Annotated in this window: 13 protein-coding genes; 8 read left to right on the top strand and 5 right to left on the bottom strand. The window is 72.3% G+C overall.

Features of this window, described 5'->3' with window-relative positions:
* The first annotated feature begins 17 nt into the window (after nt 1–17).
* Together E6J59_02510 and E6J59_02505 are read left to right on the top strand one after the other, a co-directional pair.
* A complete protein-coding gene (locus E6J59_02510; GenBank protein TMB23206.1) occupies nt 18–446 on the top strand; it encodes a tetratricopeptide repeat protein in 429 nt (142 codons plus the stop codon).
* 226 nt (nt 447–672) lie between these two features.
* Complete coding sequence (locus tag E6J59_02505; protein ID TMB23205.1) at nt 673–1,479, top strand: TIGR03619 family F420-dependent LLM class oxidoreductase; 807 nt, start codon at nt 673–675, stop codon at nt 1,477–1,479.
* Between the two features lie 3 nt (nt 1,480–1,482).
* Here E6J59_02505 and E6J59_02500 read toward each other — a convergent pair whose 3' ends face one another.
* Nucleotides 1,483–2,076 carry a DUF4079 family protein gene (locus E6J59_02500; GenBank protein ID TMB23204.1) on the bottom strand — a complete coding sequence of 198 codons (594 nt, stop codon included), beginning with the start codon at nt 2,074–2,076 and terminating at the stop codon, nt 1,483–1,485.
* On the opposite strand from E6J59_02500, the gene E6J59_02495 reads away from it, so the two are divergent.
* Nucleotides 1,861–2,799 carry a PaaI family thioesterase gene (locus E6J59_02495; GenBank protein TMB23203.1) on the top strand — a complete coding sequence of 313 codons (939 nt, stop codon included), beginning with the start codon at nt 1,861–1,863 and terminating at the stop codon, nt 2,797–2,799. The genes E6J59_02500 and E6J59_02495 overlap by 216 nt on opposite strands.
* Nucleotides 2,800–3,057: 258 nt before the next feature.
* Nucleotides 3,058–5,859 (top strand): hypothetical protein, encoded by a 2,802-nt coding sequence (locus tag E6J59_02490; protein TMB23202.1) that lies wholly within the window; start codon nt 3,058–3,060, stop codon nt 5,857–5,859.
* Nucleotides 5,860–5,887: 28 nt separating this feature from the next.
* Here the strand turns inward: E6J59_02490 and E6J59_02485 are convergent, their stop codons facing one another.
* Genes E6J59_02485 through E6J59_02475 form a run of 3 tightly spaced genes read right to left on the bottom strand, consistent with a single transcriptional unit; the run spans nt 5,888 to nt 7,490 of the window.
* Entirely contained in the window at nt 5,888–6,718 is an 831-nt protein-coding gene (locus E6J59_02485; protein ID TMB23201.1) for a tetratricopeptide repeat protein, read from the bottom strand.
* A 38-nt stretch (nt 6,719–6,756) separates the two neighbouring features.
* The gene (locus tag E6J59_02480; protein TMB23200.1) at nt 6,757–7,113 is read right to left on the bottom strand and encodes a glyoxalase; all 357 of its coding nucleotides are present in this window, start codon (nt 7,111–7,113) and stop codon (nt 6,757–6,759) included.
* Nucleotides 7,110–7,490 carry a DUF385 domain-containing protein gene (locus tag E6J59_02475; protein ID TMB23199.1) on the bottom strand — a complete coding sequence of 127 codons (381 nt, stop codon included), beginning with the start codon at nt 7,488–7,490 and terminating at the stop codon, nt 7,110–7,112. The genes E6J59_02480 and E6J59_02475 overlap by 4 nt, the downstream gene beginning before the upstream one ends.
* Before the next feature lie 195 nt (nt 7,491–7,685).
* Between E6J59_02475 and E6J59_02470 the strand changes: the two genes are divergently transcribed.
* From E6J59_02470 to E6J59_02455, 4 genes are all read left to right on the top strand, one after another.
* Nucleotides 7,686–9,425, top strand: a complete 1,740-nt coding sequence (locus tag E6J59_02470; GenBank protein ID TMB23198.1) for a hypothetical protein — start codon at nt 7,686–7,688, stop codon at nt 9,423–9,425.
* 76 nt (nt 9,426–9,501) lie between these two features.
* Nucleotides 9,502–10,668, top strand: coding sequence for a lipid-transfer protein (locus E6J59_02465; protein ID TMB23197.1), 1,167 nt, complete (start codon nt 9,502–9,504; stop codon nt 10,666–10,668).
* A gap of 1 nt (nt 10,669) precedes the next feature.
* Entirely contained in the window at nt 10,670–11,074 is a 405-nt protein-coding gene (locus E6J59_02460) for a hypothetical protein (GenBank protein ID TMB23196.1), read from the top strand.
* Between the two features lie 190 nt (nt 11,075–11,264).
* Nucleotides 11,265–11,693, top strand: coding sequence for an SRPBCC domain-containing protein (locus E6J59_02455; GenBank protein TMB23195.1), 429 nt, complete (start codon nt 11,265–11,267; stop codon nt 11,691–11,693).
* Between the two features lie 151 nt (nt 11,694–11,844).
* Here E6J59_02455 and E6J59_02450 read toward each other — a convergent pair.
* Nucleotides 11,845–12,796: YfhO family protein (locus E6J59_02450; GenBank protein TMB23194.1), on the bottom strand; the 952-nt coding region annotated here is incomplete at its 5' end.

The following is a 12,796-nucleotide window of genomic DNA, read 5'->3' as shown; positions in this document are numbered from 1 at the left end:
TCCAGGAGGCCTACCGCCTGCAGATGGAGGGCGAGCTGGACGCCGCCATCGAGCGCTACCAGCAGTCGATCGCGCTCCACCCCACCGCCGAGGCGCACACCTTCCTCGGCTGGACCTACAGCTTCCAGGGGCGGCTCGAGGACGCGATCGCGCAGTGCAAGGAGGCGATCGCGGTCGATGCCGACTTCGGGAATCCCTACAACGACATCGGCTCGTACCTGATCAAGCTCGGGCGTCTCGACGAGGCGGTCCCCTGGCTCGAGGCGGCGATCAAGGCGCCACGCTACGAGCCGCGCCACTACCCGCACTGCAACCTGGGGCAGGTCTACTGGGCGCAGGGGCTGCTCGCGAAGGCGGCGAACGAGTTCGAGCGCGCGCTCGCGATCGAGCCGGGGTATGCGTACGCGCGCGCGGCGCTGGCGGCGATCCGCAAGCAGCTGAACTGAGGGGGGGCCGAGGTCGTAGCGGGGTGCGGCGGCGGGGCCGGCCCCGGCGCTCCCGCTCGGGCGCCGACGCCCGTCGCGCGCGCACACTGCACGCAGCGCGCGGCGCCCTCGAAGGTCGCGGCGGGGCCGCCCCGGCCGCCGCTACGCTCACGCTCGCGGCCCCCGCCGCCCCCCAAAGGGACCGGAGCCCGTTGACACGGCCCGCGGGCACGCGCACGGGTGAGCGATGCAGCTGGGCGTCGTCCTTCGCAACATGGGGGCGCAGTCGACGCGGGAGACGCTGGTCGCGGCGGCGCGGGCGGCGGACGCGCTGTCGGCGGTCGCGGATCTCTGGGTGGTCGATCACATCGCGATCCCGCCCGACGACGCCGAGGGCTCGGACGGGCGCTACCTGGACCCGCTCGCCACGCTCGCCTACTTGGCCGGCGTGACGACGCGCGTCGGCCTCGGCACGGCCGTCCTCGTGCTGCCCTACCGGCCCGCGCTGCCGACGGCGAAGTGGATCGCGACGGTGCAGGAGCTGTCGGGCGGGCGGTTCCGCCTCGGGGTCGGCGTCGGGTGGATGGCGGCCGAGTTCCGTGCCGTGGGTGTCGACCACCGCCGGCGCGGCGCGCTCACCGACGCGACGCTCGCCTTCCTCGACCGCTGCTTCGCGGCGGACGTCGTCGAGGCGAACGGGCAGCCGTTCCTCTTTCGGCCGCGGCCGCCGCGCCCGCCACTCTTCATCGGCGGGGCGCCGCCGCACGCCTTCCGCCGCGCCCTCGCGCACGGCGCGGGCTGGATGCCGATCGGCCTCGACCCCGAGGCGCTCCGGCCACTGGCCGCCGATCTGCGCGCGCGGGCCGCGGCCAAGGGCCTGCCCGCCCCGGAGGTCGCCGCCCTGACCCGCCTCCCGCTCGCCGACCCCGGCGCCGCGCGCGACCTCCTCGTGCGCTACGCCGAGGCGGGCGCGACGCGCGTGATCCACGGCGAGCGCTACGGGGACGTGCCCGCGTTCCAGGCGATGCTCGATCGCCTGGCGCGCGTGTCGTGAGCCTCAGGGCAGGAGCTGGAGCCCGAGGAAGACCTGCAGCCCGCAGAGGAGGAGCGCCGCGGCGCCGAGCAGGGGATGGATCGTCCGCGCCCGCCGGTCGACCCGGATGCGGCGCGAGAGGAGCGCCGCCGCGGTGAGACAGGCCATGATGGCGCTGCCGACGGCGAAGTGCGTCTCCGCGGCGTCCTCGACGTCCGGGGTGAGCCACTCGACCGTCGCCAGGCCGGCGAGCCAGTTGAGCAGGAAGAGCGTGTAGAGCCACGGCCCCAGCGCCGCGTGGCGGCGGCGGGCGCGGTCGGCGCCCGGCCGCGCCGAGCGGCTGCGCACCCCGAGGCTCGCCGCGTACGCGGCGAGCGCGATCGCCACGAGGCCGACGATGGGATGCAGGTACGCCAGGCGGCGTCCCGTAGCATACCGGCGGGCGACTGCGATAGGAGGACGGCGATGGGGGACCTGCTCGCCGCCCTCGCCGCGCGCGTCGCCGGGGTGCCCTACTGCGCCCGGCTCGGCATCGTGGTGGAGGCGATCGCGCTCGACCGCGCGCGCGTCCGCGTCCCGTACCAGGACGAGAACTCGAACCCCGGGAGAGCGCTCCACGGCGGCGTGCCCGCCTCTACCATCGACATCGCCGGCGTGCTCGCGGCCGCGACGGGGCTCGCGGACGGGCCCGTGTTCGACGCCGGGACGCTCGATCTCTCCGTCGACTACCTCGCCGCCGCCATCGGCGAGGACATCGTCGCCGAGGCGGAGGTCCTCCGGCGCGGCAAGGAGATCGTCTACGCCGACGTGGACGTGCGCAACGACGGCGGCAAGCGCATCGCGAAGGGGCTGGTCACGTACCGCGCGCTCGACCGTCCGCCGGCCGGTCAAGAGCGCCAGCGGGTGACGCGCGCCGAGCCCACGGCGGCGGGCGGGCAGGTGCCGAAGCTCGCGCGCGCCCTCGTGTCGGTGCCGTTCATGGCGAGCCTCGGCCTCGCCATCACGCACATGCACGACGGCCAGGCCGTCATCCGGATGCCGCTCACGCCCGACAAGACCGACCACGAGGGCGCGATCCACGAGGGCGCGCTCGCCGCGCTCCTCGACACCACCGGCGCGATGGCGTCGTGGTCGATTGCCGGCCTCGACCTCCGCTACAAGGCCTCGACGGTCGGCATCCACGTGAGCTATCACGCCCCGGCGCGCGCCGACGTGATCGCCGAGGCGCGCACCTGGCGGCGGAACGACGAGATCTTCCTGAACCAGGTGACGGTGAGCGAGCGAGGCTCGGGGCTGGTGGTCGCGACCGGCACGGTCACGTACCGGATCGTCGTGCCCTGACCCAGGGCGCGCCGCGTCCGGCCCATCCGGGTGCGTCCTCATGCGCACGCGAGCCCGCGCTCGCGGCGCGGCCCCGGGCGAACGGCACGCCCGTGCCTCCTCGCGGTCGCCCACCAGCTGCGGCCTGCCTGACTGCGCGGGCGGATCAGCGAGTGATTTCAAGTACTTACATGTCGACTAGATCTACGGCCTCCTTCCATGCTGGACATCCGGGGTCGAATCGGCGAAAGGAGCCCACCAGGGAGGAGGAGCATGTCGATGGTCCGTCGCCCACAGCCCACCCTCACGAGGCTGCTGCTCGCGGCCGTGTCGCTCGTGGCAGCGCTCGGCTCGAGCGCGGATGCCCAAACGTGCGCAGCGATCGCGTGCGGCGACACCATGAGCGGGGCGCTGTCCGTGAGCGGCGAGATGGACTGCTACCAGTTCTCCGCGGGCATGGGCGAGACCGTTAGCATCACGACCCAGGTGACCGCGGGCGTCTTTCAGCCGTGCTGGCGCCTGCAAGGGCCGACGGGCCCGCTCGACCCCGCCGTCTGTGGGCAGGCTACGCGAACGCTGCCGGCAGCGGGAACCTATACGATCGAGGTGTTCGACCCCAACATGAGGACCGGCGCCTACGACGTGAACCTGGTGGTGGTGTCGGATACTCCCTCGAACTGCGGCGAGCCGCTCGTCTGCGGGCAGACCCCGCCCCGGAACATCACGAGCGTGGGCGAGAGCGACACCTATCGCTTCGTCGCGGCGGCGCACGAGACCGTCAGCATCACCGCGCAGGAGACCGGCGGCGGGTTGAGCGCCTGCTGGGAGCTCTACGATCCGATGGGACAGTCCCTCGGCACGGCCTGCGGGCAGGGCGAGAAGACGCTGGCCTTCGCGGGCGGCTATACGATCCGGGTCTTCGACGGCAGCTACACGAAGACGGGCTCCTACGACGTAAACCTGGTTTTCGTCTCGGACACGGCGTCGAACTGCGGGGAGCCGATCGCCTGCGGGCAGACCCTGCCGCGCAGCATCGCGGACGTCGGGGAGAGCGGCACCTTCCAGTTCCTCGCCGTCGCCGGCGAAACCATCAGCATCACCGCGAAGGCGACGGGCGGCGGGATGTCCGCCTGCTGGAACCTCTACGACCCACAGGGCAGCGCCGTGGCGAGTGCGTGTGGCCAGGAGGAGAAGACGCTCGCCTTCGCAGGCAACTACACGATCCGCGTGCACGACGTCGCAGACTCGAAGACGGGCACCTACGACGTGAACGTCGTGGTGGTGTCGGATTCGGCCGCGAGCTGCGCGCAAGCCGTCACGTGTGGACAGAGCCTTCCCGGCAGCATCCACGACGTGGGGCAGAGCAACACCTACAAGTTCAGCGTGGAGGCCGGCGAGACGGTGAGCATCACCGCGCACCAGACGAGCGCCTTCCTCGTCGCTTGCTGGGAGCTCTACGACCCGGAGGGCATCTCGGTGGTCGGAGCCTGCGGGCAGACCGAGAAGACGCTGGCGGTCGCCGGCACGTACACGATTCGCGTCTCCGACAGCGGGGACAACGAGACCGGGACCTACGACCTCAACCTCGTCGTGGTGTCGGACACGGCCTCGAACTGTGCGCAGGCCATCGCGTGCGGGCAGACCCTGGCCGCGAGCATCGACGTCGTGGGGCAGAGCAACACCTACAAGTTCAGCACGGGGGCCGGCGAGACCGTCAGCATCACCGCGCGGCAGACGAGCGCCTTCCTGACCGCCTGCTGGAAGCTCTACGACCCCCAGGGTATCTCGGTGTTCGGGGCCTGCGGGCAGGCCGAGAAGACGCTGGCGGCCAGCGGTACCTACACGATCCGCGTCTTCGACAACGCAGACGCGCAGACCGGGACCTACGACCTGAACCGGGTGGTGATCTCGGACACGGCCTCCAGCTGCGCACAGCCGATCCTCTGTGGGGAGACCCTCGCTCGAAACATCGCCGCCACCGGCGAGAGCGACACCTATCGCTTCGTCGCGGCGGCGGGTGAAGCGGTCAGCATCACCTCGCGCGAGACGGCCGGGTTCCTCACCGCGTGCTGGGAGATCTACGATCCCCAGGGTATCTCCCTCGGTACGGCCTGCGGGCAGACGGAGAAGACGCTGGCGGTGGCGGGCGGCTACACCATCCGCGTCTCCGACAACGACGACACGGAGACCGGCACCTACGACGTGAACCTGGTCGTGGTCTCGGAGACCGCGCACAACTGCGCGCAGCCTCTCGCCTGCGGGGACGTGCGCACGGGCTCGCTCGACCTGAAGGGCGAGAGCGACACCTACCGGGTGAGCGGGCAGGCGGGCGACGTCGTGAGGATCGAGACCAAGACGGTCGGCGGGATGCTGAACGCCTGCTGGAAGTTCTACGATCCCAGCGGCGCGTCGCTCGGGGGCGTGTGCGGAGCCGACTCGCGGACGCTCGCGACCAGCCTCGGGGGCTACACGCTCCGCGTGTTCGACGCCGGAGAGACCCAGACGGGGGACTACCAGGTGACGCTGTGCAACCCCACGACGACCACGACGACGACCGTGCCCGAGACCACGACCAGCACGACGCTCACTGGCGGCGGCGCGCAGACGGTCTCGGGGACGACGCTCCTCCTCCGGGACAAGAGCGGCGTGCCCCGGAAGCGCGGGCTGGTCGTGGTCTCCAGGGACACGTCCTTCACGAACGCGGGTCCGGGCACGGCCGACGACCCGACGCTCTTCGGCGGGAGCCTGCGCGTCCTGTCGAACGCCGGTGGGTTCGACTCGACCTACCCGCTCGGCGCGGCCGGCTGGCACCCGCTCAAGCGGCGCGATCCGTCGAAGGGATGGCGGTACCAGGCGCAGAGCCCCATCGCGACGATCATCGTGAAGCCGGGCAAGCTGGTGAAGGGCGTGGGCCACGGCGCGGGGCTGGGTCATTCGCTCGCCACCGACCCGACGCCGGTCGACGTCGTATTGACGCTCGGCAGCCGCCGCTACTGCCTCGAGTTCGGCGGTCAGACGCAGTTCGAGGCGGGGAAGAAGTACGTGGCGAGGAACGCGCCGGCTCCGGGAGGGTGCCCGTAGGCACGACGCGCGCGCTGGCCCACGCGCCTCAGTGGATGGCGGCCGCGATGCGTACGAGACGTGCCACGCGCTCGTGGATCTGCTCCGCGTCGGGCGCCCCCGGGGCGAGCTCGAGGTAGCGCCGGAAGTCGTCCAGCGCCGCGCCGAAGCACTCGAGGCGCTCGTAGAGGAGGCCGCGCATGCGCAGCTCGTCGGCGGAGTCCGGCACGAGCACGAGGAGGAGCTCGGCCGCCGCCAGCGCGTGCGCGTGGTCGTTCCGGTCGAGGTAGACGCCCAGCAGGTTGCGCAGCATGCGGGTGAGGATGCCGGGCGTGTCGGCCGTCGCGAGCGCCTCGGGCGGCAGCGCGGGCGCGCCGCTGCCGAGGAAGGTGCGATAGCGGGCGAGGAGCTCGCGCTCGCCGATCGGGCGGCCGCTGAAGAAGGGGTCCAGGAGGACCGGGCCGCGGCTGCCCGCCACGCGTACGAGGAAGTGACCCGGAAACGCGACGCCCTCGATGCCGAGGCCCAGGCGCACGCCGGTCTCGATCAGCAGGACGGAGAGGCTGATGGGGATGCCCGTGCGGCGCTCGAGGACGTCGTTCAGGTAGCTGTTGCGCGGGTCGTAGTACTCCTCCTGGTTGCCGCGAAAGCCGCACTCGCCGAAGAGGTAACCCGCGAGCTCGGTGACCGCGGCCTCCGGCGAGGCCCGGGGAAAGAGGCGCGGGCGGACAGCGGCCGCCAGGTCGTCGAGCTGCCGGACGTACGGCGCCGGGTCGAGGTCCGGGTAGGCGATGCGCGCAATCGCGAGTGCGGCGCGGGCGAGGTCGGTCTGCCCGCCGGCGGCGAGGAGCGCGGCGAAGTCCTGCCGCAGGCCGCCCATCCGCGCCGCTTGCTAGCACACGCGGCCGGCCGCTGCCATCAGCGCGGCTCGCAGAGCTCCACCACGTTGCCGTCGGGATCGCGGATCCAGAGCTGGGGGCCGCCGAAGTGGAGGTACGGGATGCGGCGCGCGTCGAGCGTCTGCCGCACCCGCTCGACGCTGTCCACCCGCAGCGCGAGGTGCGGATCGGTGGGGTCGATGTCCTCGAACATCTTCTGCTGCTGGATGAGATGGAGCTGCGCGCCGCCCAGGTCGTACCACGCGCCGGGAAAGCCGAGATCCGGCCGCGGCGCCAGCCGCAGGCCGAGCAGGCCCTCGTAGAAGGCGCGCGCGCGGGCGAGGTCCGCGATGCGGACGGAGGCGTGATCGAGGCTGCGGGCCTGCACGTCGTTCATGCGACCTCCAGATCGTCGACGCGGAAGGTCGCCTCCGGGCCCATCCCGAACCACGACCCGATCCACGCCATCCAGTATTTGTGCGCCAGGAGCTCGCGGATGCGCCCCTCGAGCGCGGGATCGGTGACGACGCTCACCCGGCCGCGCACCCCGAGGTCGCCCATCGCGAGGACGACCTCGGGCGTCCTGCGCACGTTGCGCACCCAGTCGCGCCTCGCGTTCAGGGTCGCGAGATAGAGGGTCGTGCCGTCGACCACGAACCAGATCGGGACCGAGTGCGGCTTGCCCGTCCGCCGCCCGCGCGTGGTGATGCGGAGCGTGCTCCGGTCCTTGACCGCGGCAAGCCGGGCGGCGAGATCGGCCATCGCCGCGACCATACCACGCCCCGCCGCCGTGGCGGTACGCGTCCGCGCCGAGGCGTGAGGAGCTTCCGGGCCGGGGTCGCGGGCGGCCGCGATGGCCCGCCGGCCCGCGCGCGCACGCTTCGTCGCGCTCTGCCCCCTGTGCTACAGATCCTGCGGCCGATGCAGAAGCCCCGCCTGCGAGGTCGTGTACTAGGGGGAGGTGTCGCGATGAAGCCGCTCCTCTGCGCGGTGGCGCTCGCCGTCTTCCTCGCTCCCGCCCGCGCAGCCTACATCGACAGCAACGAGGCGGTCTCCGCCGAGGCGCAGATGGACGGCGGCGGCTGCTACCCGATCGCGAAGCATCCGCGGGTCACCGATCAGCTCACGCTGATCAATCCCGAGTGGGCGGCGATCGACGTCGGCCCGCACGCCCCGCCCGACGCCGACCCGATCACGCTCCACGGGACGGTGTCGCTCGCGAAGATCAACGAAGGCGGCGACTTCTCCGGCAACCACCTGACCGACGACCAGAACACCTTCCTGGACGTCGACCCCGCCGACATGGCGTTCGTCGCGACCGGCAACGTCGGTCCCAAGGGCGAGGAGGCGGGCCAGCTCGAGTTCGAGCTCGAGATCGGCAGCTATCCCCTTTTCGCCTGGGCCGGCACGGGCGATCGCATGACCACCGTCGGCCGCTGGATATGGGACTGCGGCCACGGCGACCCCGCCCCCGAGGGCGCGTGCTCGGTCACGACGGCGCAGGCCTGCGTGCTCGACAGCGACTGCGCAGCGCCCGCCTGCGTCGCCTGCATCGCCGGCGAGAACTGCATCGGGACCGTCTTCAACTACCACAGCGAGCTCCATCCCCCGCAGGCGGTCGCGGTGAGCCGCCTCGGCGCCGGCCATGCGTTCTCTCGCCGGCGCAAGGGCGGACGTCTCGCGACCCGCACCGACGTGTGGCTCACCCCCAACGGCGGCGGCGCCGGCGACCGGTGCGTCGTCACGCACCGCGCGCACCCGTTCGATCTCGTCACCACCACGGAGTGCTTCCCGCTCTCCCAGCCGCTCGCGAACGTCAACGCGACCGACTTCGAGTTCGACATCCCGCTGCCGCCGCGCCCGGCCGGGAGCCGGGGCCTCCCGCGCATCAAGGTGATCGACCAGACGCCGCACGGCCTCCCGCGGGCGAGGGTCCGGACGACCCTCGTCGACGGCACGCCGCCGCACGTGCACGCCGTGGTCGACATGACGTCCCGGGTGCGCGGGCGGCTGCCGAGCATGGTCGGCAAGACGATCTTCACCGGCTGGCGGCGCGACGAGACGCCGGTCACGCGGCTCCTCGTCCACGTGACGGCGATCGAGATCCTGAACCCGCTCAAGCCCGTCGCGCCCGCCATGGCGGAGAAGAAGCGCTGCTCCGTGACGACAACGCAGGACTGCAGCGTCACGCCCTGCCCGCGGGGCGAGCAATGCCTCACGCTCGGCGGCCCGATCCCGGGCTGGGAGGTCTTCTTCGAGACCAATGGCGACTGGCAGCGGCTCACGGGCCTGGAGACCGTCATGACGCCGGGCACGATCTCCGAGGACCTCGGCTTCGACACCGCGCTGCCGGCGAGCGGCACGCTGCGGCTCCACGGGTCGGGACGGAGCCTCGACTGCCGCGAGGGGCAGCTGTACGGCACGTCCCTCCGGCGGACGCTCGAGCTCTACGGCCTCGACGACGGGCCCAAGTGCCTGCAGGCCGACAGCCACGACGTCGGCGACTTCGAGGTCTCGTTCGGCGGCCCGGAGTTCGGAACCGGCGGCAGCTCGCTGAGCTACGTCACGTCGAGCGTCGGCGGCGCGGGCGGCTCCTGCTCGACCACGATGAGCCAGCTCTGCCTGGGCGACGACGACTGCCCGAGCGGAGTGACGTGCGCCGTGACCGGCGGGTCGTACCGGCTGCACTACACGATCAGCCGGCAGTAGGCGCCCGAGCGTCGCCCGCGTCTGCCGGAGCGCGCGCCCTTTTTCGTCCGCGCGCGGGGTGTGCTAGACGCGGCCCGTGTCGCTCAGGGACAAGGCCGCGATCGTCGGCCTGGGCCAGCTCCCCTTCGCCAAGGACATCGGCCGCCCGGAGGAGGTGACGGCGCTCGAGGCCGCGAAGCTGGCGCTCGAGGACGCCGGGCTCCGGCCGTCGGACATCGACGGCATGACGAAGTGGAGCATCCAGCTCACCTCCGAGAACGCCATCGCGCGCAGCCTCGGCATCCCCAACCTGCGCTTCTTCGGCGAGGTGGGCTACGGCGGGGGCGGGGGGTGCGGCGTGGTCGGGCACGCGGCCGCCGCGATCGCGGCGGGCATGGCGCGCTGCGTGCTCGTCTACCGCTCGCGGAACCGCGGCTCGGGCGGGCGGCCGTGGGCCGGGACCTCGCGTGAGCGCGACAACATCGCCGCCGAGACCAACGAGACCGCGCTCTTCTCGCCCTACGGCTTCGTCCGCCCGGTCGACCAGGTTGCGATGTTCGCGCGCCGCTTCCTCCACGAGCGCGGCTACACGTCGCGGCACCTCGCCTGGATCGCGGTCGCCTGCCGCCGGCACGCGACGAACAACCCCGTTGCCATGATGCGCGAGCCGATCACGGTCGAGGACCACCAGCGGTCGCGGCTCATCTCCGACCCGCTCCGCCTCCTCGACTGCTGCCTCGAGACCGACGGCGCCGCGGCGGTGATCGTCGCGGCCTCCGACCTGACACGCGACCTCCGTCAGAAGCCCGCCTACGTCATGGCGGCCGCGCAGGGCATGGGACCGCGCAACTGGACCATGAACAACTACTTCAAGGACCCGCTCCTCGAGTCGCCGGGCGCCTACGCGGCGCGCGACCTCTGGCGCATGGCGGGTGTGGGGCCGAAGGACGTGCAGGTGGCGCAGCTCTACGACGCCTTCACGCCCCTCGTGCTCGCCTCGCTCGAGGAGTACGGCTTCTGCAAGGCGGGCGAGGCCGGCGCCTTCGTCGAGGACCATGGGCTCGAGCTGGGCGGGCGCCTCCCGTGCAACACGAGCGGCGGGAGCCTCTCCGAGGCGTACGTCCACGGCATCAACCTGATCATCGAGGCGGCGCGGCAGATCCGCGGCACGTCGCTCAACCAGGTGCCGGGCGCGAAGCTCTCGCTCGTGACCAGCGGCAACATGGTACCGACGGGCGCGCTGCTGCTCCGCGGTGACTCCTAGCATGGCCGACGAGTTCGTCCGCCGCACGGGCGGTCCCGACTGGGTGCCCTACTGGGCCGCGGCTCGCGCGCGCGAGCTTCGCTTCCAGCGCTGCACGGGCTGCCGGGGCTGGCGGCATCCCCCGGGTCCCATGTGCCCGCACTGCCTCTCGCTCGAGAGCGAATGGGCCCGCGCGAGTGGGCGGGCGCGGCTCCTCTCGTGGGTCGTCGTCCACCCGCCCGTGCTGCCGGCGTGGAAGGAGCGCGTCCCCTATCCCGTCGTGCTGGTCGAGTGCGAGGAGGGCGTGCGCACCATCGGCGGGCTCGTCGGGGCGACGGCCGACCAGCTCCGCATGGACATGCCGATGGTGGTCGACTTCGCGCCCTCGCCGGATGGGGACCTCGTGCCGCAGTGGCGGCCGGCGTGATGATGCGCCCCGCCGAGTGGCACGAGCGGCAGCGGCGCTGAGCCACCGGCGACGTATCCTGGGAGCCCACCCATCCGTCATTCACCAGTGAGAGGAGAAGAGGCCATGGGTGACCTCGAGCTTCCGGACGCGCTCCGGGACGAGCTGCGCGCGGCCTGGCACCGCTACATCGATCTCAAGGAGGACAGCCATGATCAACCGCCCCGACAGCCTGCGCATCGCGCGTACCTTCGCCGCCCCACGCGAGCGCCTGTACCGCGCCTGGACGGACGCGGCCGAGATGGCGCGCTGGTACAGCCCCGCCGATGGGATGACGCTCTCGATCGACGCGCTCGAGGTGCGTGTCGGCGGCCGCTACCAGGCGACGTCCGGTATGCCCGGTGAGACGCCGTTCGTCGAGGCCGGCGAGTACCGCAAGGTCGAACCGGGCCGTTTGCTCGAGTTCGACATGAGCCTCGCCCGCGGCGGCACGGTCTTCTCGCGCACGCGGTGCACGGTCGAGTTCCTCGACCGCGGCGTGGGCACGCAGCTCGTCCTCACCGACGAGGGCGACGGCGCCGGGGAACACGCCACCGGGTGGGGCCCCGCGCTGGACCATCTGGCGCAGCTGCTGGGCTAGGCAGCCCCGAGCCCCGCGCCCATCAGGTCCACGAAGTTGTCGCAGTATGGATCACGCCGCCGAACCAGAGCTCTCGCGGTAGGAGCCGCGCGCCCGCGGCCTCGAGGCGGCCGAGAACGTGCGCGCCAGCCGACGTTCGACGGGCGGGCCTTCACGGAGGGCCTGCAGGTCGACGTCTCCCGAGGCCGAGGACACCGAGAAGGCACCACGCGGCGAGGCTGAGTATCGCCCCGGCTGGTACCGCCCGCGAGCGGTATACGAAGCGAATGCGGTGCCTCCCGGCGGGAACGGGCACGCCACGGAAGAGGTGGTTCGTCGCCAGCACGGGGGCCGGGGATCCATCGACGGTCGCCTCCCAGCCCACGGCGAAGGTGTCGGTGAGGACGACGAGCCCGGGCGCGCCGCAATTCGCTTCGATCTCGACGACGTGCGGCTGGTCGATGACGATGGTCACCGGATGGCCATGCGGCGCCGTCGGATCGTCGGGCAGCGGCGCGGTGCCTTCGACGTAGCTCGCTTCGAGAGGATCGAAGTCCGGGCGGACGAGCTCGGGCAGCACGAGGGGCGATTGGGCGAGCGTCGGCCGCGTACGGTACGTGACGTACGCGCGCGGGACCGCGCGCGGGTTCTCGAGGAGCCTCACGCCGGGCGCCTCGAAGGCCCGCGGTTGCATGCCGATCGACTGCAGCGCGTCGGCGAGCCCCTCGCCGTATGGCACGACGACGTAGCGGACGCTCGCGAGATCGAGCAGGCGAGCCCGGGTGACGAGCTGTTTCATGTCGCGCACCCACTCCAGCGGTGAGCCCACGCCGCCGAAGAGGAACGTCAGGTAGTCCCTCTGGCGCGCGAGATAGAGCGGCTCGGCGTCCTGGAACGAGCGCACGCCGTGCAGGGTAGCGAGCCGCGGCGCGAAGCCCGGCACGACGAAGTTAGCGGCGACCCAGATGCGCGCGTCGCCCTGCAGGCCCGCGAGCGTCGCAAAGGCAGCGTCCTGCCGATGGATCTCGCGCGCCTGCTCGGCCCCGTACGGGAGCTGGCCGGGCCACGACTCGATCCCGAGCGTAGAGAGCGCCACCACGAGGGCACCGAGCGCATGCGAGAGC

It is taken from the genome of Deltaproteobacteria bacterium, from assembly GCA_005879795.1.
In the GTDB taxonomy this organism is placed as follows: Bacteria; Desulfobacterota; Binatia; order DP-6; family DP-6; genus DP-6.
Note: the sequence above shows the minus strand (reverse complement) of the source record. Positions and strands in the feature narration are given on the sequence as shown.